At 39.2% G+C, this 25,554-nt stretch carries 20 protein-coding genes; 11 read left to right on the forward strand and 9 right to left on the reverse strand.

Annotation, left to right across the window (positions count from 1 at the left end):
• Positions 1 to 275: 275 nt before the first annotated feature.
• The 3 genes from hrpB to mnmA all read right to left on the reverse strand — a co-directional run bounded on the left by hrpB (position 276) and on the right by mnmA (position 4,954).
• Positions 276 to 2,753, reverse strand: a complete 2,478-nt coding sequence (gene hrpB, locus KZP23_RS17785) for an ATP-dependent helicase HrpB (protein WP_226333132.1) — start codon at positions 2,751 to 2,753, stop codon at positions 276 to 278.
• A 137-nt stretch (positions 2,754 to 2,890) separates the two neighbouring features.
• A complete protein-coding gene (locus KZP23_RS17790) occupies positions 2,891 to 3,409 on the reverse strand; it encodes a DUF2911 domain-containing protein (protein ID WP_226333133.1) in 519 nt (172 codons plus the stop codon).
• A 333-nt stretch (positions 3,410 to 3,742) separates the two neighbouring features.
• Positions 3,743 to 4,954, reverse strand: coding sequence for a tRNA 2-thiouridine(34) synthase MnmA (gene mnmA / locus KZP23_RS17795; protein ID WP_226333134.1), 1,212 nt, complete (start codon positions 4,952 to 4,954; stop codon positions 3,743 to 3,745).
• A 332-nt stretch (positions 4,955 to 5,286) separates the two neighbouring features.
• On the opposite strand from mnmA, the gene KZP23_RS17800 reads away from it, so the two are divergent.
• Both KZP23_RS17800 and KZP23_RS17805 read left to right on the forward strand, forming a co-directional pair.
• Positions 5,287 to 5,703: a hypothetical protein gene (locus KZP23_RS17800; RefSeq protein ID WP_226333135.1), complete on the forward strand. Its 417-nt coding sequence runs from the start codon at positions 5,287 to 5,289 to the stop codon at positions 5,701 to 5,703.
• A gap of 372 nt (positions 5,704 to 6,075) precedes the next feature.
• On the forward strand, positions 6,076 to 7,254 hold the full coding sequence (locus KZP23_RS17805; RefSeq protein ID WP_226333136.1) for a THUMP domain-containing class I SAM-dependent RNA methyltransferase: 1,179 nt from the start codon (positions 6,076 to 6,078) through the stop codon (positions 7,252 to 7,254).
• Between the two features lie 231 nt (positions 7,255 to 7,485).
• Here KZP23_RS17805 and KZP23_RS17810 read toward each other — a convergent pair whose 3' ends face one another.
• The 4 genes from KZP23_RS17810 to KZP23_RS17825 all read right to left on the reverse strand — a co-directional run bounded on the left by KZP23_RS17810 (position 7,486) and on the right by KZP23_RS17825 (position 13,132).
• Positions 7,486 to 8,655, reverse strand: a complete 1,170-nt coding sequence (locus tag KZP23_RS17810) for a C40 family peptidase (protein ID WP_226333137.1) — start codon at positions 8,653 to 8,655, stop codon at positions 7,486 to 7,488.
• A gap of 70 nt (positions 8,656 to 8,725) precedes the next feature.
• Complete coding sequence (locus tag KZP23_RS17815) at positions 8,726 to 10,027, reverse strand: amidohydrolase family protein (protein ID WP_226333138.1); 1,302 nt, start codon at positions 10,025 to 10,027, stop codon at positions 8,726 to 8,728.
• A 37-nt stretch (positions 10,028 to 10,064) separates the two neighbouring features.
• Positions 10,065 to 11,444 (reverse strand): amidohydrolase, encoded by a 1,380-nt coding sequence (locus KZP23_RS17820; protein WP_394370941.1) that lies wholly within the window; start codon positions 11,442 to 11,444, stop codon positions 10,065 to 10,067.
• Between the two features lie 11 nt (positions 11,445 to 11,455).
• Positions 11,456 to 13,132 carry an amidohydrolase family protein gene (locus KZP23_RS17825; RefSeq protein WP_226333139.1) on the reverse strand — a complete coding sequence of 559 codons (1,677 nt, stop codon included), beginning with the start codon at positions 13,130 to 13,132 and terminating at the stop codon, positions 11,456 to 11,458.
• Positions 13,133 to 13,375: 243 nt separating this feature from the next.
• Here KZP23_RS17825 and KZP23_RS17830 point away from each other — a divergent pair, with 243 nt between their 5' ends.
• From KZP23_RS17830 to KZP23_RS17850, 5 genes are read left to right on the forward strand one after another with little or no spacing between them, the layout of a single operon-like run.
• On the forward strand, positions 13,376 to 13,735 hold the full coding sequence (locus KZP23_RS17830) for a response regulator transcription factor (protein WP_215225691.1): 360 nt from the start codon (positions 13,376 to 13,378) through the stop codon (positions 13,733 to 13,735).
• A 17-nt stretch (positions 13,736 to 13,752) separates the two neighbouring features.
• Positions 13,753 to 15,312, forward strand: a complete 1,560-nt coding sequence (locus KZP23_RS17835; protein WP_226333140.1) for a hypothetical protein — start codon at positions 13,753 to 13,755, stop codon at positions 15,310 to 15,312.
• Positions 15,305 to 16,759: a glycosyltransferase family 2 protein gene (locus tag KZP23_RS17840; protein WP_226333141.1), complete on the forward strand. Its 1,455-nt coding sequence runs from the start codon at positions 15,305 to 15,307 to the stop codon at positions 16,757 to 16,759. The genes KZP23_RS17835 and KZP23_RS17840 overlap by 8 nt, the downstream gene beginning before the upstream one ends.
• On the forward strand, positions 16,749 to 17,978 hold the full coding sequence (locus tag KZP23_RS17845) for a YaiO family outer membrane beta-barrel protein (RefSeq protein WP_226333142.1): 1,230 nt from the start codon (positions 16,749 to 16,751) through the stop codon (positions 17,976 to 17,978). Before KZP23_RS17840 ends, KZP23_RS17845 begins: the two co-directional genes overlap by 11 nt.
• Entirely contained in the window at positions 17,978 to 19,168 is a 1,191-nt protein-coding gene (locus KZP23_RS17850) for a hypothetical protein (protein ID WP_226333143.1), read from the forward strand. Before KZP23_RS17845 ends, KZP23_RS17850 begins: the two co-directional genes overlap by 1 nt.
• A 71-nt stretch (positions 19,169 to 19,239) precedes the next feature.
• On the opposite strand, the gene KZP23_RS17855 is transcribed toward KZP23_RS17850, so the two are convergent.
• Positions 19,240 to 21,237, reverse strand: a complete 1,998-nt coding sequence (locus tag KZP23_RS17855) for an LTA synthase family protein (protein ID WP_226333144.1) — start codon at positions 21,235 to 21,237, stop codon at positions 19,240 to 19,242.
• A 92-nt stretch (positions 21,238 to 21,329) separates the two neighbouring features.
• Between KZP23_RS17855 and KZP23_RS17860 the strand changes: the two genes are divergently transcribed.
• From KZP23_RS17860 to msrA, 4 genes are all read left to right on the forward strand, one after another.
• Positions 21,330 to 21,872, forward strand: a complete 543-nt coding sequence (locus KZP23_RS17860) for a class I SAM-dependent methyltransferase (RefSeq protein WP_226333145.1) — start codon at positions 21,330 to 21,332, stop codon at positions 21,870 to 21,872.
• Positions 21,873 to 21,974: 102 nt separating this feature from the next.
• Positions 21,975 to 23,030, forward strand: coding sequence for a PA0069 family radical SAM protein (locus KZP23_RS17865; RefSeq protein ID WP_226333146.1), 1,056 nt, complete (start codon positions 21,975 to 21,977; stop codon positions 23,028 to 23,030).
• 12 nt (positions 23,031 to 23,042) lie between these two features.
• Entirely contained in the window at positions 23,043 to 23,282 is a 240-nt protein-coding gene (locus tag KZP23_RS17870; RefSeq protein ID WP_226333147.1) for a hypothetical protein, read from the forward strand.
• Positions 23,283 to 23,303: 21 nt separating this feature from the next.
• Positions 23,304 to 23,876: a peptide-methionine (S)-S-oxide reductase MsrA gene (gene msrA, locus KZP23_RS17875; RefSeq protein WP_226333148.1), complete on the forward strand. Its 573-nt coding sequence runs from the start codon at positions 23,304 to 23,306 to the stop codon at positions 23,874 to 23,876.
• A gap of 10 nt (positions 23,877 to 23,886) precedes the next feature.
• Here the strand turns inward: msrA and KZP23_RS17880 are convergent, their stop codons facing one another.
• A complete protein-coding gene (locus KZP23_RS17880) occupies positions 23,887 to 25,440 on the reverse strand; it encodes a SulP family inorganic anion transporter (RefSeq protein ID WP_226333149.1) in 1,554 nt (517 codons plus the stop codon).
• Positions 25,441 to 25,554: the final 114 nt, after the last annotated feature.

Consider the following 25,554-nt stretch of genomic DNA (forward strand, 5'->3'; position numbering starts at 1 on the left):
TTTTGTTTGGTTCTCAAATACAAGCCACCCAGCTTCAGTTAAAAACTTCTACAAAATATCTTTTACTAGATAGCACAATGCATTAGCATTCAACTAGAAATTACATTTGGAAATAGTCTTTAAGGAAAACTTCGGGAAATGTGCTTGCTTATAATTAACCAAAGGTCAATAAAAAAGCGCAGGATAGCTAATTGTACAAGCATTATTTTAAATTTCCCTAATTTATATGATTCCCTTGTGAGCTTATGGACCCAAAAGGAAATCATAACACATAATTACTTCCTTTTTACGCCTCTTACAGCTTCAGCATCCATAGGATTTTCCGGCCAATAATGCTTGGGGTAACGTCTTTTTAATTCCTTTTTAACTTCGAAATAAGTACTTTCCCAGAAACTCCTAAGATCCGCTGTTACTTGTACAGGCTTAAACCCCGGGGATAGCAAGTGCATCAATACCCCAACACTCCCTTTGTTGACCTTCGGGGTATCGAGCATACCAAATACTTCTTGTAGCCTAACCGCCAAAATCGGGCTTTCACCACCCTTTTGATAGCTGATTTTAATATTTGATCCACTAGGTACTTCCAATCTTTCCGGTGCCAGACTGTCCAATAATTGCTGCTTTTCAAAGGACAGACTATGTTGAAGAATTTCCTTTAAATCCAGTTTTTTCAGCTCTTCTGCACTGTCCATATCAATAAGGTAAGGCATTAACCATTTAGGATCATTTACCAATACTTTTGTACTGACATCAGGCCATTCCTCTTCTGGATTCCATATTCGGAGACTGTTTACCCGGTTTTGCCATGCTAACACTTTTTCATCAAAATTTAATAATCGCTCTCCCTCAGACTGGATGGCCTTATAAAGGGCTTCATTGGCCAATTCTGGATCAACATCATCCAATGGCTTCGACTGCAATACAATATGCCCAATACGCCATTGTCTTTCTGCGATCAGTTCTCCCTTTCTACTGTCCCAAGCCACGACTTCCTTTTCCTTGACCATATATGCCAGGTCCTTTGGATTCAACGGGGCTGCCATAAAGATCTTACCCATTCCATCACGGGCATCCACATGGGCAACACTAAGCCAAGCCTCATGTGCCAATTCATCCTTATGGTGCATCATGGCCAGCTTACCATTGGTCATTTTAAACTGGGCATTGTTGCCAGGCCGCGCATGGGCAATTCGCTCTGGATAAGCATAGGTAAGGATCAAACCGGATTCAAAAGGATCAAAAGGACTATTGTCTTCTCCTAAATCAAATAATCTCCTGTAGTTGGCCGCTACTTTTGCTATCCGGTCAAATCCCCGTCCTTGCTTATTGACAGATCGGTGCGTACGCAGTTTTTCAATCCTTAAATTCAAATCCGTACCAGCTTCTTTGGCTAAAGGATCTTTCTCTTCCAGAATAGCTGCAATATCTGTTGCTAAGGCCAAATTGTCCTCCTCTCGGGCCATCAAAAGCATATGGGCCAAACGGGGATGACAGGGCAGTTCTCTGAGCTGCTCGCCATGCTTAGTCAGTTTATTGTCCTCAATGGCCCCCAATTGTTCCAATAAGTCCTGAGCTTGAGCCAATGCCCCAGCAGGAGGGGGCGTCAGCCAAGTCATATTGGGAATATCCTTGATTCCCCATTGTACCAAGTCAAGGCATAGGGAAGCCAGGTCCGTTTCCATGATTTCAGGAGTCCTAAATGCAGCCATTCTATCCTCCGTAGCTTTGGTCCATAGCCTATAACAGGTTCCTGGAGCCAATCGACCTGCTCGACCAGCTCTTTGGGCGGCAGCATCCTTGGATATCTTTACCGTTTCCAATCTGGATAAGCCTGATTTAGGATCAAATTTTGATGTACGTCCAAAGCCTGAATCCACCACCACCGTGATCCCTTCTATGGTCAAACTGGTCTCGGCTATTGAAGTGGCCAATACAACCTTTCGTTTCCCATTTGGATGGGGCAATATGGCTTGTTGCTGCTTCTGAGGTGATAATTGTCCATACAGGGGACAAATGGCAAAATCTGGCAATTGCCTATGGAGAATTTCTGCTGTTTTTTTTATCTCCCTCTGCCCGGGCAGAAAAGCCAAAATATCACCTTCGTTCTCTTTGGAAGCTTTGGCTATTGTCTGGCTCATAAATTCAGGAAGCGTCCATTCATCAGCATCCTGTGTATGAATAACCTTAACAGGATACTGCTTGCCCAGACTTTCGGCTATGGGGGCTTGGAGTAAATCGGACAACTGTGGCATATCCAAGGTAGCTGACATGACCATGATCCTAAGATCTGGCCTGAGGACTTGTTGCACTTCCCGGCAAAGTGCCATGGCTACGTCGGCATGAATATTCCTTTCATGAAATTCATCAAAAATTACCAAGCCCACATTTTCCAGGGCATTATCATGATGGATCATTCTGGTCATAATACCTTCTGTAAGCACTTCCACTTGAGTTTGCTCGGTAGCCTTGCTTTCAAAACGTATCCTATAACCTATACTTTGACCAACTTTTTCTCCCAAAAGATCCGCCATCCGCATAGCAATAGATTTGGCTGCAAGCCTGCGGGGCTCCAACATTAGGATTTTCTTTCCCTTTAGCCATGCTTCATCCATCAAGGCCAAAGGAATTAAGGTACTTTTACCAGCACCAGGGGGAGCATGAAGGATCAAAGAGGAATTTTCTGCTAATTGCTTTCTGACCTGTGGGATAATATCCACAACAGGCAGGTCTATATTCAAAGGATCAAATACCAAAGTGCTGTGATTTTTGCTCCAAAGGTAAGGGTAGGAGTCATAGAATTCAAGACAAAATTGGCGCTATTATAAAAGTAAAAGCCACCCCTAATTTCAGAGGTGGCTTTCATTCAAAATGGGTTCTTATCTGATCAGGGTTATTGAATATTCACTTTTCCTTTACCATATTCCCATCTAACTTCAAAACCATCATCGACTACTTCATATACCAATCTTTCTTCCATAGTAGAAGTTTGCTCAGATGGAATATTGACTCTCAAAACGTCCTTGGAGGCATCATAATCATACGCTCCCCATTGCTTGGCAACTGAATTGAAGATAAATACAGATTCCTCTTCCCCCGGGATAATAAAGAAACTATATTTTCCCGCAGGCAAAGTTTTACCTTCTACCTTAATATCCTTGCTGGTTTCAAAGGTGGTCGCATCATTCGCACCTGCTCTCCAAACTTTACCAAATGGTACCAAGTCTCCCCAAATCACTCTTCCCTTAACCCCGGGACTGTGATAATTAATGGTAATATCCGCACCATTGATTTCTCCTTTTGCGCTTGCCGCTGGACTGGGCTTTTGGGCTTCTTGTGCATAAAGGCTGATACAAAGTAAAAAGCTTAAAATGGTAAAAATACTAAGCTTGCTGATCATACTTGCTTTCATAAATATTAAAGTTAATTGTTTGGCTCAATATAGATAAAAACAAGGAAAATAATTGGTATTTATACATAAATTGACTTTTGAAGAAGCATAAAAAATAGTATTTCCATCATATTCTTCATGGTTCCCGTTTTTGGGCTTTTAAGCTATGGGATGCTCTTTTGTGGAACACTCTAACTTCATGATCTTCATACCTTCATGCCTTCATGGTTTAGTTTTTTCAACCATTAAAGAATTAAGGGTTATTAAGGGTTGGCAATTTTTGTCTAATACTCCAAACTTCAAAACTTTCATGCCTTTACGGTTCCAGTTTTTCCTCTTGCTGAGGATAAATTTTTATGCAATGACTCCAGAACCAATACTTTCCTTACCATCATACCAGGCTACAAATTGTCCTGAGGCAATTCCCTTTTGAGCTTGGTCAAAAAGCACGTAAAGCCCATTTGCCTTCATGATCAAGGTGGCCATGCTCAGTGGCTGTCTGTACCTGATCCTGGCCAAATAACGTTTACTTTCTCCAGGATTTAATCTCAAATCTTCACGGATCCAATGTACATCTTCCTTAGGAACATAAAGACCATGTCTCATCAATCCGGGATGCCCTTCACCCAAGCCCGTATAGATAATGTTCTCCTTTGTATCTGTTTGGATGACAAATAATGGTTTTCCCGTTCCGCCCACGTTAAGCCCTTTCCTTTGCCCCACGGTAAAATAATGGGCGCCATTATGCTCTGCCACTTTCTTTCCCTGATCTGCAGTATAATGTAATGGCAAACATATTTGATCCAATGTCTCTTGCTCCACATCCTCAAGGGCTATTCCAGCCGGAATTTGTTGATTTTTATAGATTGGCAAGTCATCAGGGACAATCAATATATCACCCTTTTTAGGCTTTAATTGCTGCTGTAAGAACTCAGGCAACCTTACCTTTCCAATAAAGCAAAGCCCTTGGCTATCTTTCTTATCGGCTGTAACCAATTCCTGTTCCTTGGCAATTTTCCTTACCTCTGATTTTTGCAAATGCCCAATAGGGAAGAGGGCCTTGGACAGTTGCTCCTGATTTAACTGGCAAAGGAAATAACTCTGGTCTTTATTATTATCAGCACCTGCCAAAAGCTGGTAAACTGTTTTTCCATCTACTTCAACCTGTCCCTTTTGACAATAATGTCCCGTAGCCACAAAATCGGCTTTTAGTTTTTCGGCAGCTTTTAAGAAAATATCAAATTTAATTTCCCTATTACAAAGCACATCTGGATTGGGCGTCCTACCTGCCTTGTACTCAGAAAACATATAATCCACTATACGCTCCCTGTATTCTTCGCTGAGGTCTATGGCCTGAAAGGGGATACCCAGTTTTTCTGCCACCAGCATGGCATCGGTACTATCCTCCATCCATGGACATTCATTGGATATGGTAACAGATTCATCGTGCCAGTTTTTCATAAACATGCCGATGACTTCATAACCTGCTTGTTGTAATAAATAGGCGGTAACAGAGCTATCCACTCCACCAGAAAGGCCTACTACAACCCTTTTTCTTTCATTCATGACTTTTACATTTTCATGGGGTCAAGGCCCATGAGGTGACGTAATGAGAAATGACAAATATCTTCATTGACATTTGCCTTGTAATAAAACTAAATTATATCTCTTTAGTTCCAATACAGCTACAAAGATAATGATTATTAAAACCATTAATAGACTAACATTATCAAATGAATCATTAAAATCGAAAACGATTCAAAGATTCAGTTGTCTATGATATACATGAAAGTCTAAAATACGTATAATAAAAGACCTTTTGAGAGGTTAACTTTCCCAAGCTTCGAGCTGGGTGAAATTATTTAAAATTAATAAACCTAAAAATCAAACCATTCAACATGTTACGACAGATAAGGGAAGCGATAAAAACCATCAAGGAACACAAAGAAAGCTTTATCTACCTTGATGAAAAAGGTAAAGAAATAGACTTGGAAGCTGCAGCCAAAAAAGGCATCAATGTGAAGCCCATAAAGGTAAAAACCAAGGCAGTGGAAAAATTGAAAGAAAAAGGACTGGACTTAAGCAGAGAAGAAGTCAGAAATGATTTGCAGGAATTGCTGGACTTGCTCAATGAAAACGGCAGGCACTTACCCGAATCTATCCCTCCAAAAGTCTATAATAAGGAAGAACTAATGGACAAATGGATGGATTATGCCATGGTGGATGAAAATGCCAATGCAGAGGAATTTGCTGAGGAACACCATATCGGATACAATACATTGACCAAATGGATCAATGAGGTAAAGCCTAAATAACGCCCATATAATAACCAAAAGGAGCTTCCTCATAAGCTAAACAGCCTGTCATCCTGACGACAGAGCCTGTCCCGATTACTTGGGGAAAGGCTCTCTTACGGTAAAATATATTATCTATATTATGCCATACAAGAGACTCTTCGCTATGCTCAGAGTGACAATATTTTCTAATCAAAAGAGTTTCAGCTTAAAATATTGTAAGCTGTTAATATGAATTATTGGATCAGGCTGTCTTGACGATATCAATAAAAAATACAACAAAGTGATTTCTTTTAGGTTGAAAAAACAAATAATAACGAATTTTGAGACTACTTCTTCCTTTTAGCTGGCAAGCCAATTTATAAATCACTTAAATAACGTACTTTTGCAGGCATGAATAATTTTGATCATAAAGGTAAGGTGGTGGTCACCTGTAAAGATCGCTTTGCACCCTATTTGGAGCAGGAGCTAAAGGATTTAGGTTTTAAGCCAAAAAATGTTGGCAGGACCAGTGTGGAACTTTATGCCAGCTTGAACCAATGTATATTTTTGAATATGCATCTCAGGGTGGCCAGCCATGTGCTATTTGAAATTAAATCTTTTTACCTTCACCACGCCAAGGATATTTACAGAAGGATAAAAGCCTTGCCTTGGGAAAACTATATTGACAATAACACTTATTTTTCTGTGGTCTCGCACGTTGAAAACGAAAGTGTCAACAATCCACTTTTTGTCAATGTAAAAATCAAAGATGCTATTGTAGACCGTTTTAGGGAAAACACTGGTGTAAGACCTGATACTGGTTCTGAATTTGAAGGAGCTGTAATCCAGCTATTCTGGAAAGACACCCAAGCATCCTTATTTATCAATACTTCTGGGGAGACACTTTCCAAAAGGGGATATAGAAAAATTCCTGGCAAGGCTCCTATGGCCGAGAACCTGGCTGCCAGCACGATTTTGGCAAGTGACTGGGATAGGAAAGGACCATTTGTCAATCCTATGTGTGGTTCTGGCACCTTGGCTATTGAAGCGGCTCTGATAGCTACCAACAGGTATCCGGGACTTTTCAGGGACCATTATGCTTTTATGCATATCAAAGGCTACGAGGATGACGTTTACCAAAAACTGAAATTTGAATTAGAGGAGAAGATCAATGATAATATCAGCACTAAAATCATTGCCTCCGATTTAAGTGAAAGGGCCATTTATGCTTCAGAGGAAAATGCGAAAACCGCACAGGTTTTTGATCATATCCAATTTGAAGTGGGGGACTTTGCAGAAACTACCGTCCCGGAAAGTGACCATGGTGTGATTTTCTTTAACCCAGAATATGGAGAACGATTGGGTGAAGAAGAGGAATTGGTGGCAATTTATAAACGAATGGGAGATTTCATGAAGCAAGAATGCTCAGGATATACAGGCTATATTTTTACTGGGAATATGAATTTGGGTAAAAGGGTAGGTCTTAAGCCGAGCAGGAAGATAGAATTCTTCAATGGCACCATTGATTGTCGCTTATTAAAATATGAACTTTACCAAGGAAGTAAAAAAGGAAAGCACCAGAAGGATTAGCATGCATCAACTTCTAGAAAAGATTAACCAAAGATAAAAAGGATAAATACAGATTATCTTAATTGCGAGATTTTCAAATGTACTAATGATTTTATAAAAAAGCCCTTTTCCATTGATTTGGAAAAGGGCTAAAATTTATCTGGACGGATCATCCAGATAAGATAAGCAACATTTTTCTGTTTCTGACTCTGACTTTATAACGCTGAACCTTAGAAAAATATTATCTCATTATCAGTTGATTACCTGATCAACAGCCATAATATTTTCACTTGGAACCCGTCTGATCCTTTTGGTTCTAAGGTACCTTCCCAATTCATATTCATCATAATTTGGACTTTCTGGATCAAAGCTACTTATCCTTACCCTTCCCCTGGAATGAATAAAGGAATTATTACCAATCCACATACCCACATGCACAATGCGTTCTGGACTATCCTCCGTAGCTTTCCTGCCAAAAAACAATAAATCTCCCACACTCAAATTATCCCAGTTTTTATCCGTATCCACCAGCTCACCTTCATGTACTTGTTGAGAAGCATCTCTTGGGATTACTTGTCCGTTGAGGTAATAAATGGTTTTGGTAAAACCACTGCAATCCACCCCCTTAATGGAAGTTCCTCCCCATAAATAGGGGACTCCCATCATATTTTTAGCTGTATTGATCAAGTTTTCATCACTCAATTCCCTTGTACTTAACCAGTTTTCAAAAGCCACTGCATGCGCTTTATTTAAATATCCGGTTCTACCATCTGGCAAGGCAACTTCATAGTGCTCTTTACTACTGGAAAGGACTTCCAAAACGTTTCCTGCTGTAAGGTCACTGACCATCATTTTTTCAGATTTATCTTCATATACATAGCCTAGCAAACCTGTAAAAATTACTTTTTCTGCATCCTCCCATGCCTGAAACTCCTTCTCGTCCATCAATGCAATCCCAGCAGCGTCTACCCATGAAATATACTTATCAGGAGTTTGGACCAAATACCAAGAGCCGGCTTTCTTAAGGACGCCTAAGGGCGTGCCCATGGTCGCTTGTGTAGCCAATTCGGCTGAATGCTTGGGAGCACTTCTAATATTAGCTACAGAAATGGTCACCACCCCATGAGTTTTCCCTTCCAAGTCTGCATCAGGCAATAATTTCACCTCATTTATATATTCAAGCCCCATACTGTCCAATTTGGATTCAAGTGTTTCCAGAGCATTAGGCAAATTAGTCTCTCCCTTCAGTGTATCTCCTTCATAAGTTAGATTAAACAATGCCACACGCTTATCAGGAGCAAATTCAGATTGAACTTGATCAATGATCGGGGACAAATCCTTGTTGGATTCTGGCTGACATGCCCATAATAATAGCAAAGCGATGAGACCAGAAAATATATTGTTCTCCTTAAAGTAATTCATATTCCGTAATTGCTTGATTCTATATTTAAATAAAACAAAACCCCGGGAAAGTTCACCGGGGTTTTGTTAATTATTTTTCCAAACCAGGATTTCTTTCCAAAAATTCCTGATACAACCTGATATGTCTGCTGGTCATTGGAATCTTATATCCATCTATAAAGACATGCTTAATTTGGGTTTTGGTTTCAAATGGATCCCCATCAGCGATAAATAGGGTGGCGCTTTTACCTTCTTCTATGGAACCCAATCGATCATCCACACCAAATATCTCTGCGGGCACTATGGTTACTGCTTTGAGTGCTTCTTCCTTGCCCATGCCATAAGCAGCTGCAAAGCCAGCATTGAAGGGGAGATTCCTTACATTCTCTGCCTCATTGGTTCTTAAGGCTACCTTGACTCCAGCCTTTTGCATTTTACCGGCATTGGAATAAGCAGCATCATAGCGGTCTGAGTCTCTGGAAGGAATGGCCAAAACAGGGCCAGTAATCACGGGAAATCCAGCATCGGCTATTTCAGCTGCCACACGATAGCCTTCCGCTACACCGGTCAAAATGGCTTTTTTGACTTTCTTTTCTTTAATCCACTTGATGGCACTTAAGATATCTTCAGCCCTATTGACTTCAATCATCAAGGCCAATTCTCCTCTCACTACCTTGGCCAGCTGCTCCATTTCAGGATAATAGGTCAAATCCGCATCAGCATCCTCCAATTTCATATAAGTACTCGCTCGCTCCCAAATATCATTGATATCTTTCAAGGCTTTCTGGGCATCCTTTTCTATATCTTCATCGCTTCGCTTATCCCAGTGACCTCTGCGAGCCAAAGTGGGGAAATTCATGGGAACACCTTTAAAGCCGGCATACATTTGATCAGGCGTGTAACCATTTAAATTGATCAAAGCTGAAGTACCTGGAAAAAGCCCCCCAGCTGGAACAGATAGGGTAGTGGTTACCCCTGAAACCCTTGTGACAGGAATCACGACCGAATTAGGATTGACCGCAGTAAGGGCCTGCATATTGGGCGTTACATTACCGATCTCTGCATAGTCCTGTGTTTCGGCAAGAGAACCAACTTCCACCAATCCCATGCGGGTACCTGAATCAATCATGCCCGGATAAATAAACTGCCCCTGACAATCCAATTCAGTAGCAGAAGGGGCGCTTATATTTTTACCTATTTCCTGAATTTTACCAGCGGAAATCAGTACATCCGTATTCTCCAGCACGCCATCGGTAACGGTCACCACAGTAGCTCCTTTTAGCAAAAAACTGCCTCCTTCAGGTTTTAAAACCTCTCCTTCTATTTGCCCATAGGACAACACAGGAAGAAGTAATAAAAGCACGATATATATAATTAAACTATTCTTTCTCATATTGTATCTATTCATCTATTTATCAATGAATTATATATTAATGGGTGTGCGTAAAATTGGCTGCTTCTTCAGTGAACAATTCCACACCATGCATGCAACGCTCATCCTCCGCTTGAAGGTAAACCGGCTCCACCATTTGCGTTGGACTAACCTTTAATCTTTGGTCATCCACATCTTCATTGATGTCAAAGTATTTAATCCCATCCACAAAAGTCATCTGAGGTTTGGCATAGACAGAAAGGGGATGTTGGTCAAAGATTACTAGGTCGGCTTGTTTTCCTTCTTCGATAGAACCCACGTATTGATCTATACCCAATTGCTTGGCAGGATTGATGGTAATCAATGACAATGCCTGTTCATCGCTAAGACCACCATACCTTTGGGTCTTGGCAGCTTCATGGTAAAGGTGACGAATTAATTCATTGGAATCTGAATTGATGGAAGTAATCACATCATTTTCCATTAAGATGGCAGCATTGTAAGCTGTAGAATAATACACCTCAAACTTATAAGCCCACCAATCACTGAACACAGAAGCTCCCATTGTATATTTGGCGAGTTCAGGGGCTACTTTAAATCCCTCGTTCACATGGGTAAATACCAATTTATCCACACCAAAATCCCTACAAACATTGATCAACATATAAATTTCATCTGCCCGATACGAATGACAGTGAATAATGATTTCACCATCTAAAATATCAGATAGTGTTTCCAGTTTCAAGTTATATTCAGGAGGCGTGACAGTGCTGTTCTTCTTATCCTTTGCGGCATTATAGGTCTCCCATTTCTTTTTGTACTGAATAGCTTCTTCAAATCCATTTCTAATGACAGCTTCTACTCCCATCCTGGTTCTTGGCTGGAGGTTTTTACCGCGTCCATGAACCCTGGTTGGATTTTCTCCCAAAGCAAACTTTATGGTCCTTGGTGCTTCCTTCATAAAAAGACCTTCAGGATCACTCGTGCCATACCTGTACTTCATGGTTATACTTTGCCCGCCAATGGCATTGGCAGAACCATGTAATCCATGTGCAATGGTCGTCCCTCCGGCCAGCGCACGGTAAATTCCCACATCAAATGGATTGACCACGTCTGCCATGGATACTTGTGCAGTAATCGGGGCGGTGGCTTCATTGACCACATCCAAGGCCAAATGGGAATGGGCATCAATGATTCCTGGCATCAGAAATTTACCCGAAGCATCTATGCTTTCTACGCCTTTTGGCACAGAAAGGCCCTGCCCAATTTTCTTGATCAATCCATCCTCAACCAATACATCAGTATTTTCAAGGGTTCCTTGCGTTACCGTAAGCACCGTAGCATTCTTTATCAATACACTGCCCTTGGGACTTTGGGCAGAAAGCCCATGAGCCACTAAAAGCAATCCAAATAAGAGTATATATCTAAATTTCATCATTGATCTCATCATTAAAATTCTAATTCTGGAACCTTACTGGCAGTTATGGAATATTTTCCTTTGTCCTTAATACTGAAATCCCCCTCAAACTCATTCTCCTTCACTATTCCTTTCGTATGGACAATAAGCTTTTCTTCCCTAACCATAATAGAGAAGGTAAAAGAGAGTTCTTTACCATCAAAATGGATGTCTTTTAACTTCCGACTAACCTGTCCACTACCTTCAGGATCATCTACCAAGATTTCTCCTTGTAATTCTTTATCACTTATTTCAAATTTTATGTTTCCTTTTGAAGTTCCTCCAGGTGTCTTGGATTCATAATTCCAGGTCCCCACCAGCGCTTTGGCTTTGGCCATGTTTATCTTTGAATGATCTTCCTCATATTCAAATAAATACCCATCCGCAAAAACATATTTTATTTTAGTTTCCTCAAGGCCCAGCTTGTCAGTGGTGATGACCAAATTGGCCAAGTTACCCTCAGCGATACTGCCTGCATAGCGACTAATGCCCAATAATTCAGCAGCATTAATGGTCAAAGCGGCAAGAGCTGCTTCCTCACTTAATCCATTAGAAATCATTAAATTAAGGTTTTTCATAAAATCTGCTGATTTGGCATCCTGCGTACTAAATGCAAAAGTAATTCCCGCCTTTTCAAAATTGGCAGCCTGCATAAGTACTTCATTATAGGCCGCTACCACGCGTTCCTGGGATTTCTTAGCTTCCGCAGTAGCTTCTTCTAATGCTGCCTTTGAAGCTTTTGGATCTGGAAGGTCAAGTGAAAGAATTACAGCGGCATTGGCAGCTTTTATCTCATCTGTCAAATTGCTTCCTTCTTCTATTCCTGCCAATACCAACTCAAAACCTAACTCATTTTGCAGCCTTAATGCCCTACGGATCTCCAATTCATTTTTGGTTTTGAAAATCACAGGGATTTCTTGATTAATCACTGGATAAAAGGCCTCCAAACTTGGATCATTTTGGGGTCTGGCCAACCCATTACCTTCGGTGGTAAACATCTTGCCATGTTCTTGTCTAAGCTTGGCGTTTTTATACAATTCCCTCCATTTTGCCATCAATCCTAGCGTGGTGCCGGGGTATAATCCCCTAGGCGTTTTGAACTGTGCAAACAAGCCGGTCTCTGATAACAGATAATTAGATGATTTTTCATGGCCAAAAACTACCAATGCGGTTTTCCCCGGCAGCATCAGACCTTTGGGAGCGATCTGTGAAATGGTAAAACCATTTTTTCTCCATTCTTGGACATTATGGTCATTGACATCCCAGTAATCCAACACTTGAAGTTCAGGCGTGATACCTGCCACATCATTGGGAGGATTAGATGGATCCATGCCTTCAGGCTTTTGGGCCTCTTCGGGAGCGGAGACACCCTGCTCACCCAATGCATCAATGAATCCTGGATATATCATCAAGGAATCTCCGGGAATTATTTGTGCATCAACTGGAATTTTAGCATTTGTCCCTATTTTTTCAAAAAGCCCATCTTTGATAATTATGGTACCATGGTCAATGGTTTTGCCGGGGGAGGTGATAATGGTAGCGTTGGTGATGGCATAGGTTCCTGTGACTCGTCTTTTCCCGGTATAATCACTTTGGGAATAAACAGATTGTCCAAGCAGTAAACAAATCCACACCATTAAAAGCTTTAAGGTGTTCTGTCTTTTAATCATAAAATTATGGGTAGATAAAGTATTAAATCAAACCATAAACTAACAAAAGATTTATTTTTTGACATAGCATAATTTTCTTATCGGTAAAATAATATGGTTAAATGCGTAATTATATATGTGAAAAATGTTTTTCACTATTTGAAAATAACCTGCAAAAAATCGATGTTATACGAATGGTATTTGTAGATAGAATTATTAAGAAAAGTGTATATTTTTACCTATTAAACGACGTTAACATCAGCCATGAAAGATATTTTAGTAATTGAAGATGACCTCTTAATTTTGAAAATGGTGGAGTTTAGACTTAAAAAAGAGGGACATAAAGTGATTTTGGCTGAAGACGGAAATGAAGGCGTAAAAGCCTTGGAAGAAAATACTCCTGACCTAATCATCACCGATATTATGGTCCCATTTAAAAGTGGGATTGAAATCATAGAATTTGCCAGGGCAAAATATCCAGAGTGTCCGATTATTGTACTTAGCGCATTGGGTGAAGAGGAGGGGACAGTAATGGAAGCCTTCAACCTGGGGGTTTCTGATTTTGTGCCTAAACCATTCAACCCAAATGAACTCGCTATTAGGGTGAAGAGACTGATTAATTGAACCGGTAATACATTATTGTGATCAAACTTTACTTAAGTTTTCTTTTTGCAGCATTGCTGTCATTAAAAGTCTGTACAGTTACTGCTTTTCAAGTGAGTGACTCAGTGGCTACCATTTCATTTCTAAATGGGGTGGAAAAGGTAGAGTCCATGTACTTTAAACTCAAGATCAAAAAAGATCAACCAAGCCAAAGCATTGACCCACAAGCCAATCAGCTTGAGCAAATCTTAAACAAGGTTTATTACGATTTTGAAAAGGCTACTTTTACTAGAGATTCTTTAATTAATGTCGGGATCAATAATACGGACATAGAGTATTATATTTTTGATGATGCCAAGGAATTTAAAGAAGTCGTTGACTATATATCGATAGTTAAGAAAAATGAACTTTACATTCCTAAAACAGAAAAAGCACAAACGAATGAAAAGTTGATCATTGCTGCAAGTAGGATACCATTTAAGCCCTTTTATAAGTTAAAGTACAAAATCTTTAATGATGTTAAATTCATTATTCTACTTGGGATTTTGGGTCTGTTTCTTATTACTTTTCTGGCACTACTATTTTTTCTTACCATCGTCAGATCAAAAAATGCTAAGCAGAAAAAACATATCCAGGAATACAAACTGCTTTGCCAATCACCTATTTCCAGTTTACTGTTTGAATACAGTTATCAGGAAATTGAGTCAATGACCTTCGACCAAATAGCCAATGAATTTGGTAAATCCAATTTTAGTAAAACACTTTTTAAAGACACACTGGTCAAGGAAATTGTTAATGTCAATAAAAACCTAAAAGGTGAGTTTAAAGATAAACTGAGAGCCATTTATACCATACTTGACCTAGACAAGTTTTCTCTGCACAAGTTAAAAAGTAGAAACTGGGACGAGCAAAGTTCTGGTATAGTTGAGCTTTTTGAAATGAATATAGAATATGCCGTAGAGGAAATAGAAAAACTGATCTACAGTAAAAACTTCATTGTAAGGACCAATGCTGTAAGGGCTGTTTTGCATCTCTCTATAGATAAAGACCTGAAATTCTTGGCACAGCAGAAATACCCACTTTCAAAATGGCAACAAATGTCCATTTACAGGGTCTTGAAAAATATCCCAAAAACAGAAAAAGTAGGAGTTGCCATTCTATTGGATTCAGAAAACCACACAGTTCGACTCTTCGGAATAAGGCTGGTCAGGTTTCTTGGAAAGATTGAGTTAATAGAAAAACTTTCTAAAATGTATGATAATGTCACCTATTCTGAGCAGGAGGAAATTTTAAAATCCTTCAAGGCATTAACTGCTTTTGGGGAGTTGGAATTGGTTCATAAGGTACTGATGGGAAATGATCATCCTCTTTCTACTTTGGCCGCTAATTTATTGGCAGACATTGGAAATGAAGACTCAATAGAATTCCTCTGTAAAAAAGTCAAGGAGACAGAAGATTTCAAACTGCAAAAATGCATTCTAACAAGCTTGCATGCATTGGATGAGCAAAGATTTGAAATAGAAGTCCAAAACCTCAACCAAGAGCATATTTACCTAATCAAAAATCACATAAAAGACAGTTTGCTGAGCTATGTATAGTTTACTTTTCGATTTGGTAACCCAAGTTATGGGCATGTTTTTCCTGTTTTATGGATTTGCTGTGATCATCATCTATATGATCATCACCCTGCTTTCTGGGCTAGAACTAAGGGAACAAATCAAGAAAAATAAGTTTGTGGACTACAAAGATGTAATCACAACGCCTGTAGGTCCTAGTGTTTCCATTCTAGCACCTGCCTATAATGAAGGTAAAACCATCGTTCAAAATGTTAGGAGCTTACTTTCTTTACATTACAGTAGATATGAGGTAATCATTATCAATGATGGTAGCAAGGATGATTCAATAGACTTATTGATAAAGAATTTTGACTTAAGAAAGACAGAATTTGCCTTTGAACAGGTAATTGACACTGCTAAGGTAAAAGCTGTTTACAAATCCAACAACCCTTCATTCAGCAAACTGATTGTTGTGGATAAGGAAAATGGAGGCAAAGCTGATGCCTTAAATGCTGGAATAAATATTAGCGGACAGGAACTGATAGCCTGTATAGATGTGGACTGTATTTTGGCTCCCGACAGTATTGTTAGAATGTTGAGACCTTTCTTGGAAGAAACCAATAAGAAGGTTATAGCAGTAGGAGGAGGGATTGGTATAGCCAACAACTGTGATATCAAGGATGGGACCGTTGTAAAATACAGGGTTCCTGACAGCTTATTGGGAAGGTTTCAAGTAATTGAATATTTCCGCTCGTTTCTTTTGGGACGCTTGGCATGGTCAAGAATGAACGGACTTTTACTTATTTCAGGAGCTTTTGGATTCTTTGATAAGGAATTGGTATTAAAAGTCGGAGGATATTTCCCTAAGACGGTAGGAGAGGATATGGAATTAGTGGTAAGGATGAGACGCTATATGGAAGAACAAAAACTTCCTTATAAAGTGGCTTTTGTTTCTGATCCGCTTTGTTGGACTGAAGTTCCTGAAACGGAAGAAGTCCTTTCCAAACAAAGGAATAGATGGATGCGCGGAACAATAGAAACACTGCAGCTGCACAGAACCATGCAACTGAATCCAAAATATGGATTCATAGGAATGATATCTTTTCCTTTTTGGTCATTATTTGAAAAAAATGCACCAATAATAGAACTCCTTGGTGCCATTTATACCATCATCTTGATCGTCATGGGAGATTTCAGTGCGCTTTACTTTCTAAGTCTTTTTGTGCTGATTTATTTCTTTGCTGTAATGCTTTCGTCTTTCAGTATACTATTCGAAGAGCTGGCCTTTGACAATTATCAAGAAAAAGGTGACCTGAAAAAGCTGATCACAACGGTTTTAAAGGAGCCTCTTTTCATACATCCAAAAATAATGAGCTGGTGTATGAAAGGCCACTGGCAATTTATCAAAGGCATTGGAGGCTGGGGTGAAATGGTTCGTGTGGGATTTAATAACAAATTGAAATCAAGTTCAGAGAATAATGGCAAATAAAACTATATATACCCTATTAATATTAAGTCTATTTGCAATTCCTGCAATGGCCCAAGAAAACTTTGATCCGGATAAAAAGTTTTTTGAGGCTAGGGACATGGCCATTAATGGAGATAGAGCAGAAGCTATAAAGTTGGCCAATAAAATCGTAGAAAAATATCCCGGTTATTCTGATGTTTGGATCTTATTGGGGAGAATGTACAGTTGGGATGGAAAAAATGATTCCGCATCGATTTATTTTGAAAAAGCCATTGAAATCAGCCCGGATTATGAAGATGCATATATAGGGTATCTTGACAATTTATTCTGGGCAGACCAACTTGATTCTGCAGGGCAGGTACTGGACAGAGCTGAAACGCAATTTGGCAAAGGCTCTTCAGCCCTGCAATACAGAAAGTCAAAGTATGCTTATTATCGCGAAGATTATAAACAAGCCATTCAAATAGCTGAGGAACTATATGAGAACAATGCCAGTATAGATGGCTTGCTTTCTTATATCCAACGAATAAAGCGATTAACGATAAAAAGTGCTGTAGGTGTAACTGCAGACCATGATTCATTCCAAGGGCAGTTGACGCCTTGGCAAACCTATTCCTTATACGCTAGAACCAGAGTAGGATTCCTGGGCAATGTCATTGGACGAGCAACTCACTCACATCGCTTTGACAGCAATGGTACCCAATATGAAATAGATGCTTACCCAAGTTTGGGAAAAAATTCCTATGCCTACGTCAATGTGGGTGCTTCGAATGCCTCATTTTTTCCCAATTATAGATTTGGAACTTCCATATATTGGAGTCTACCAAAAGCCTATGAATTTGATATTGGGTACAGGCATCTTCGCTTTAGTGAAACTACCCATATCCTTACAGCCTCTGTGGGCAAATACACCGGTAATTGGTGGTTAAACTTGAGGGCTAATCATGTCCCTTCCGAAGAAGGAGGCTCCATAAGCGGAAATATCCAAGCCAGGTACTACTTCAAAGGGTCTGAGGATTACTTTGTAGCTCAAGTAAGTACTGGGGTATCCCCTGATGAGGAAGATAGGGATCTTCAGTCTCAATTATTGAATTCCTACAGGGCAAGGGTAGGCTACCAGCAACTTTGGAGTCCAAGATGGCTAGGTTATGCCTTTGTGGGCTATTCTTATGATGAACTAAGCCCAGACAACTATCGACCAAATCTAAATATTTCAATAGGAACTGAATTCAGATTTTAATGACCTCTAACCAAGCTGCATACAGGTTCTCAAGATCAAAAATTGGACTAACCTTCATTATAGTCCTGATCATTCTTATTCCAGTTGTTGTTATTCCAGGTTTGAGTCATCTAGCCTGGAAATTCTCTACACCCAAGAATATCAATGTAGTGATCATGGATAAAACTGTATCTGATCAGGAGAGGCTAGAACATAGATCTTTATTTTGGGCTATGAAGCACCTGAACATTCGTAGGGAAGATGGTCAATTTTACCAATTTGATAAAGATTATCTTGGGTTTTACCCCCAAGAAAATGGCAAGCACAAAATAAAAAGTTTGCAACAGTACAGGCCTCAAGCCTTGGACTCTTTGACACAGGCAATGGATATTCTTTATTTTGCTGATACTTATGGAGTTTATGAAGCTGATTTCAGGAATAACAATAAAAACGCTTATTCAGAAAAGATTTACGGTGGACTAAGTCAAAAAGACGTTGACTTCCTTTCAAAATCCATCGACCAAGAAAAACTGGTCATAGCGGAGTTTAATACCATGGGCGCTCCCACAAGCCCTGAACTTAGATTAGAGTTTGAAGAAATCATGAAGATCAAATGGTCAGGATGGATAAGCCGCTATTTTGATGAGTTGGATACCCTGATCAATAACGAAATACCCAACTGGCTGATCGAAAATTACAAACAGCAACATCAAGGAGAATGGTTGTTTAAGGGTGCTGCCCAGGTTTTCGTGAATGAAACAGGTAGAATTGAAATCCTGGAACACAAAAAGGATATGGTCCAACAGGTTCCTTTGATCGTTTCTACTTTAAAAAGCCAACAAAAGTATGATTTGCCCCAAGAAACGAATTATCCTTACTGGTTTGAAATTATTAGAATTGACAAAAATTATGAGGTAATCTCCTATTTTGACCTTACACCAACAGAGAGTGGTCTGGAAAAACTTCAATCCATGGGGCTGCCTAGATATTTTCCGGCAAGCATGATCAAAAAAAATGGGAAAGGAAATATATTTTACTTTACAGGAGACTTCTCAGACAATCCCATATCCATGAGCTCAACGCCTTTTCTGGGCATTGCTAGGCTACAAAAGCTGGTTAATGATAAAACAGATTACTCTAACCGAAATTCCTTTTATTGGAATTATTTCTATCCATTAATTCAGAATATATTGGAGGACTACCAAAAATAATTCCGTCATTATTTTTTATTGATTTACCAGTTTTTCCATGGTGGAAGGCCAATTCATTTATAAATCTCCGCCTAATTTTCTTCAGGCAAAATGGCGTTATTTTTCATGGCATAACTGTCTTTCCCATTGTAATCATCAAACATGGCTTTCAGTTTATCCAAGGTTTCAATTTCATTAATTGGTTCTAAATAAAGGGACTCCATGACTTCATAAACCTCATTATCGGACATAAAATAAGTCCCATCAATATAATCACCAAACTGATATTTGTTTCTCTTAAGGGCATGGCTAATTTTAGATTGAAAAGCCGCTGCAGTATCCAAAACACTGCCTCTCCAAGCCACAGAATCGGGCAATTGTATCTCAAAATTGGTCTCTAAAAACGCCAAGATACTTGGGCTTACCTCGAGATGAGTATTTACCGCAGCCATAGATTTGGCCCTTTTCAACTTTGGGGAATAAATCAAAAATGGAACATGGAATCTGTCTATTTTAGTGGACATAGGAATCTCTGGTAGCCTGTGGTCACCCGTGATAAAGAAAATGGTGTTTTCTGCTTTTTCCAATTTCAAATACTCCTTGAAAAACTCTTTCAGGGCATCATCACCATACAGGACACTCGCCAATTCATTTTCGTATTTACTTAGGTCATATCCAGCGTCCACATTCAAGCTCTCCATATTCTCCTTAACCTTGTCTAGATATAATTCTTGGTCCGGTACTAAAAAGGGAGAGTGCATCGAAGCTGTCTGAAAAATATTTAATTGCGGAGAATCCGAATTGGGAAGCTTCCTAATTCCATTTTGAAAAGCTTCCTTGTCCGCATAGCCCCATGAAAATCCAGCAGCAGATGCAGGGGATTTTTGGAAGTCACTATCAAAGTCATCCTCATCTATCAAAAGATCCACTCCTTGATATTGGAGGAATTCTCTGGCATTTTCAAATTTTGAATCAAAACCAGAGAAAAAATTGACTTCATAACCGTTTTCATTTAATAATGAAATAAGGGTATTGTGTCTAGGATAAGGGTCTACTTCCATGAAACCATTTTCACCAAAAGGTAATGAGCCAAACAATCCTGGAAGTACACCAAAGGTACGACCAGTGGTAGAAAGCATATTTTCCCAATAAAGGCTCTTATTGGCCAGTGAATCCAAAAATGGTGTCCAACTACCCAAATAAGCATTTTTCCCTGAATACGCCTTTCCCAAGCCCTCTACAATGATAAATACCAGATCAGGCTTTTTGTCAAATGAATCGAAAAAGGGTCCCAAATAATCCGGATAGTTATTCAAGTGTAAAAATGGATAGGTAGGATCAATAAATTCCTTTTGCACCAAGGCATTTTCATCCATCTCCGGTGCCAAATAAAAATCAAAATAAATATTTCTGGAAGTACTGAAATACTCATAAGCCTCCTCATAAAAGAAAAGGGATTTATTTTCAGAAAGATTAGCTTCCAAGCTTGAAAAGCCCTGAGGTTTTGAAATGGGCACAAACAGTAAAATGGCCAAAAGAACATAAGAAGCAAGGGAGATTGAAAGCAATGCCTTCAATTTGAAATTGATAAACTTACCCAATCCCAACAACCAATAGACAAATACGATAGCAGCAGGAAAGGCTATCAAACTAAATGCGTTTAATGCCCCTGCGGCCTGCACAGTCTCCAGCAAATCATTAAAGGAATAAGTAAATAAGTCAGCACCCAAGGGAACCAGGGCCTGAGAGAAATAGAAAATCAGACCTATTTGGCCAATAATCAATAAACTAAGCAGTGTTCTATAAAGGGTGTAGGAGATTTTAGGAAAAACTAGTCCAAAAACACCTTGAACCAAAAAAAACACCCCAACGGCATACAATCCCCACTTAATGGTTTCCAATAAATTAATAAAGAACACTTCCCACTGAGGCTCAGCCGAAAGCCCATGAATATTACCAATCCATAATACCTCGACAATGCCAACAATAATTAAAAGCAACAAGAAAATAATACTGATTTGCCAGAATTTCATCAAATTGCTTGTAATATTGCTTACCAAATTGGATTTGATAGCCGTTTTTTGACTCATTATTATTATTTAATGATGGACATTTATCCAAATTCGAAATACTTATTTTCGCAACAAATTAACTATATTGTAATTCAAATTTCACTATAAAAATGAATAAAAGTTTCTTAATAAAAGAACTCTTTGCTAATATAAAAACTACAGGCGCAGTAACATTTAGTTCAAAGTCTCTTGTTAATAAAATGCTATCATTTGCTAATTTTAAAGGAGCAAAAACCATTATCGAATTGGGAGGTGGAGATGGAAGCATTACCAGAGGTATCATCAGTAGAATGGACAAGGATGCAACCTTGCTCGTATTTGAAATAAGTGAGCCTTTTTGCAGGAACCTAAAAAGGGAATTCCCTCAAAAAAACGTACAGATTATCAATGATTCTGCTGAAAATATGGACAAATACCTGGAAGGAAAAGATGCAGATCTTATTCTTTCATCACTACCTTTTAGTCTGATTCCAAAAGAATCCAGGAATAAAATTTATTCCAAAACCAGGTCCTCATTAGGCGAAAATGGTTTTTTTATACAAATATGCTATTCTTATTTATTGAAATTTCAGTTTGCCAACTATTTCAAAAACATAAAAACGGCCTTTACCTTAAAAAATTTCCCGCCAGCTTTTATCCTTATTTGTAAATAATCATCACCCATTCAGGATCATTTCTTTGCAATGCCATTGCTTTTCGAGACATTTTATGTCAATCTGTTTTGCGCTAAAAATTATTGCCTTAACTTGAAATAGATGAGTAAAGAAGTATTCAAAGGACGGGGAGCGCATATTGAACCGGACAATCCCTATTTAAAGCGAAAGGTAACCATAGCGCATATTGAAGGGGTGGATGAGGAGCAGTACCAGGATAAACCAACAACCAAATTCTATAAAGAACAGACCAAAGGTGCCCTGAGTAAAAATGATAGTCCTGATCTTCCTTTAGACTATTCCGTCAATCCGTATCAAGGTTGTGAGCACGGTTGCATATATTGCTATGCCCGAAATTCACATCAATACTGGGGATTTGATGCAGGTCTTGGTTTTGAAACCAATATTATGGTTAAAAGCAATATTGTTGAAGTGTTAAGAAAACAATTGAAGGCGAAAAACCACGTGGTTTCTCCTATAATGCTATCTGGAAATACAGACTGTTATCAACCTGCGGAAAAGCAATATGCTTTGACCAGGAAAATATTGGAACTCTGTTTGGAACTAAGACATCCTGTTAGTATCGTTACAAAAAACACCCTGATCAAACGGGATGAAGATATAATATTGCAATTGGCAAAACTCAATTTGGTACATGTTTATTTCTCCATTAACCACCTTGATAACCAATTGAAGGCTTTGTTGGAACCGAGGACGGCCACTGCGGAAAAGAAAATAAATACCATGGCAGCATTTTCCAGCAAAGGGATTCCATGTGGCGTGATGGTCGCACCCATCATCCCTGCATTGAACACAGCAGATATCGCCAAAATCATCCAAAAGACAGCCAAAGCTGGTGCCTTAAATGCGGGATATACTGTGGTTAGACTGAATGGCAATGTTAAAAAAGTATTCACCAATTGGCTAGAGGAAAACTTTCCTGATCGATCAGAGAAGATAATGCATCAAATTGAAGAACTTCATGGAGGGAAATTGAATGATACCGAATGGGGCAGAAGGATCAAAGGTTCCGGAGCCATTGCCCATATGATCGATAGGATTTTCACCACATCCAAAGATAAATTTATGAAAGGCAGGTCAATGCCTGCTTTTGATCTCAGCAAATTTTCACCTCATGGGCAAATGCGCCTATTTTAATCCAGGGCAATCATGGATAATATTTTGGAAATAGCTATTTTAGAAATGATAAGACAAAGAGGCAAAAAACCTTTTGAACTATATGAGGTGATCAAATGGATTTTCCCAGAGGACTGGCAGCATTTTACCAGTGAAATCGAAACCGCCGCGCACCATTTGGAGGAAATGGGCAAAATCAATTTAACTGCAAGTCAAGTAGGTGAGTCGACCAAACTTACTGTGATGAAAGTATCAAAAAAGTCCAAAGTTTAATTATAAGGAGAATAAACCATTATGCTATCACTACCCAAAACCACTGTAGAAAATGTTCCTAAAGATCATGAAGTAATTACTTTAGGAGCAGGTTGTTTTTGGTGCACGGAAGCGGTATTCCAAAAAATCAAGGGTGTCAATGGAATCATGCCAGGATATAGTGGCGGACATATAGAAGCACCCAGCTACCATGAAGTGACTACAGGAACTACCGGTCATGCTGAAGTGATCCAACTTTTCTATAATCCAGAGGAAATTGCCTTTCAGGATATTCTTGAGGTCTTTTGGGCAACCCATGACCCTACCAAATTAAATAGACAAGGCGCGGATATTGGACCCCAATATCGCTCAGCCATCTTCTACCACAATGAAGAACAAAGGATCATTGCAGAGGACTTCAAGCAACTGGTGGAAAAAGCAGGAGTTTATGATTCACCCATAGTGACTGAAATAAGCCCATTCCAGAATTTTTATCCAGCAGAAAACATGCATGTAAATTATTTTAATACACATGAAAACCAACCCTATTGCCAATTTGTTATCCGCCCAAAACTGGAAAAGGTAACCAGGGCATTTGATAACCTGGCCAAGTAGATCTTTAAGATCAAACCTCTACTTTAGGCAGGTTTTTCAATACCAATTGTATGTTTTTGTCCTTGGCTGTTTCCTGAAAATTATAGATCGTTTCCAATACATCCATATCGATATATACCGATTTACCACCATCTATTTCAAGGATGGCATTTTCAGGGATCTTTTCCAAAGTTTTGGTCATGCTTGCCTTATTCAAAAAAGACATATGTTCACTCAATGACAGCTTGAAGGAATGTTGATTGGCATTCCTCTCCACCTCCATAAAATACGGTGTTTTGATATTGGCTTTGAGGATAAAATAAATCGCTACGGACATACCTATTCCGATCCCAATCAATAAATCTGTCAGCAATATGGCCATAACAGTGACCACAAAGGGAATAAACTGATCGATGCCCATTTTATACATCTTTTTATAAAGATCCAATCGGGTGAGTTTATATCCTACCATTAATAGCACCGCTGCCAATGCCGATAGGGGGATCATATTGAGTATATCGGGAATCAAAGCCACACAAAGACAAAGCAAGAGACCATGGATAAAGGCGGACACTTTTGTTTCACCACCAGACTCTATATTAGCAGAACTCCGCACAATAACTGCAGTCATGGGAAGTCCTCCGATTAAACCGGCAATAATATTACCTATCCCTTGCGCCCTTAATTCCCTATTATTGGGTGTCCTTCTCTTATGCCTATCCAGTTTATCGGAAGCCTCTATGCAGAGTAAGGTCTCCAGACTGGCCACAATTCCAATAGTAAACGCTACGATATACAAATCTATATTTCCCAAAATGGAAAAATCAGGAAAGGTGAGTTGATCCGCCAAACCTGAAAAGGAATTGATCATGGGGATATTCACCAAATGACTTTGTACCACCTCTAATGAGGGTATGGTCGTTTTAAAAATAATATTGATCAATATTCCAGCCAATACAGCCAGCAAAGCTCCAGGAAGAAAAGTCAAAGCCTTGATTTTTTTGATAAAGGGTTTTTCCCAAAGAATCATGATAGTCAAAGAAACCACTCCAATAATCATAGGACCAAGACCAATATGGAATATGGAATAAAATAACTCAGTAAAGGTATTTTTTCCGTCAGGCTGTTTAAAACCTTCATTGCCAAAAAAATCCGAATCCACACCCAAAAAATGAGGGATTTGCTTTAAGATAAGTATCAGGCCTATCGCAGCCAGCATACCTTTAATAACCGCACTAGGGAAATATAATCCAATGACACCTGCTTTGATCAAACCCAAAATCAATTGGATTAGGCCTGCCAAAACCACTGCTACCAAAAAGGCTTCATAACTGTTTAAGGTTTCAATACCATTAAGAACAATTACCGTAAGTCCTGCTGCTGGACCACTGACAGCAGTCTGGGATCCACTGAGCATGGACACGACCAAACCTGCTACAATCCCTGTAACCAAACCCGAAAAGAGTGGAGCTCCAGAGGCCAGTGCGATACCAAGACAAAGGGGCAAGGCCACTAAAAATACCACCAAGCCTGCAGGGAAATCTTTATTAAGGTGACCTAAATAGTAATTTAATTTTTTCTTCATACCGCCCATTTTATGTAAAAAAACTACACTTAAATCATTAGTAATCAGCAATTAATAATTAACGATTTACTTAAAATATAAGCATTTCAAAGCAGTTCTTTGCTATATAGTTTT

Origin of the sequence: Echinicola marina (assembly GCF_020463795.1) — a bacterium.
GTDB classification, from domain to species: Bacteria; Bacteroidota; Bacteroidia; order Cytophagales; family Cyclobacteriaceae; genus Echinicola; species Echinicola marina.

Excerpts from the sequence above, each read along its gene's own strand:
- KZP23_RS17790 (WP_226333133.1), bottom strand. The coding sequence starts at position 3,409 with ATGAAAGCAAGTATGATCAGCAAGCTTAGTATTTTTACCATTTTAAGC.
- mnmA (WP_226333134.1), bottom strand. The coding sequence starts at position 4,954 with ATGAATGAAAGAAAAAGGGTTGTAGTAGGCCTTTCTGGTGGAGTGGAT.
- KZP23_RS17800 (WP_226333135.1), top strand. The coding sequence starts at position 5,287 with ATGTTACGACAGATAAGGGAAGCGATAAAAACCATCAAGGAACACAAA.
- KZP23_RS17805 (WP_226333136.1), top strand. The coding sequence starts at position 6,076 with ATGAATAATTTTGATCATAAAGGTAAGGTGGTGGTCACCTGTAAAGAT.
- KZP23_RS17810 (WP_226333137.1), bottom strand. The coding sequence starts at position 8,655 with ATGAATTACTTTAAGGAGAACAATATATTTTCTGGTCTCATCGCTTTG.
- KZP23_RS17815 (WP_226333138.1), bottom strand. The coding sequence starts at position 10,027 with ATGAGAAAGAATAGTTTAATTATATATATCGTGCTTTTATTACTTCTT.
- KZP23_RS17820 (WP_394370941.1), bottom strand. The coding sequence starts at position 11,444 with ATGATGAAATTTAGATATATACTCTTATTTGGATTGCTTTTAGTGGCT.
- KZP23_RS17825 (WP_226333139.1), bottom strand. The coding sequence starts at position 13,132 with ATGATTAAAAGACAGAACACCTTAAAGCTTTTAATGGTGTGGATTTGT.
- KZP23_RS17830 (WP_215225691.1), top strand. The coding sequence starts at position 13,376 with ATGAAAGATATTTTAGTAATTGAAGATGACCTCTTAATTTTGAAAATG.
- KZP23_RS17840 (WP_226333141.1), top strand. The coding sequence starts at position 15,305 with ATGTATAGTTTACTTTTCGATTTGGTAACCCAAGTTATGGGCATGTTT.
- KZP23_RS17845 (WP_226333142.1), top strand. The coding sequence starts at position 16,749 with ATGGCAAATAAAACTATATATACCCTATTAATATTAAGTCTATTTGCA.
- KZP23_RS17850 (WP_226333143.1), top strand. The coding sequence starts at position 17,978 with ATGACCTCTAACCAAGCTGCATACAGGTTCTCAAGATCAAAAATTGGA.
- KZP23_RS17855 (WP_226333144.1), bottom strand. The coding sequence starts at position 21,237 with ATGAGTCAAAAAACGGCTATCAAATCCAATTTGGTAAGCAATATTACA.
- KZP23_RS17860 (WP_226333145.1), top strand. The coding sequence starts at position 21,330 with ATGAATAAAAGTTTCTTAATAAAAGAACTCTTTGCTAATATAAAAACT.
- KZP23_RS17865 (WP_226333146.1), top strand. The coding sequence starts at position 21,975 with ATGAGTAAAGAAGTATTCAAAGGACGGGGAGCGCATATTGAACCGGAC.
- KZP23_RS17870 (WP_226333147.1), top strand. The coding sequence starts at position 23,043 with ATGGATAATATTTTGGAAATAGCTATTTTAGAAATGATAAGACAAAGA.
- msrA (WP_226333148.1), top strand. The coding sequence starts at position 23,304 with ATGCTATCACTACCCAAAACCACTGTAGAAAATGTTCCTAAAGATCAT.
- KZP23_RS17880 (WP_226333149.1), bottom strand. The coding sequence starts at position 25,440 with ATGAAGAAAAAATTAAATTACTATTTAGGTCACCTTAATAAAGATTTC.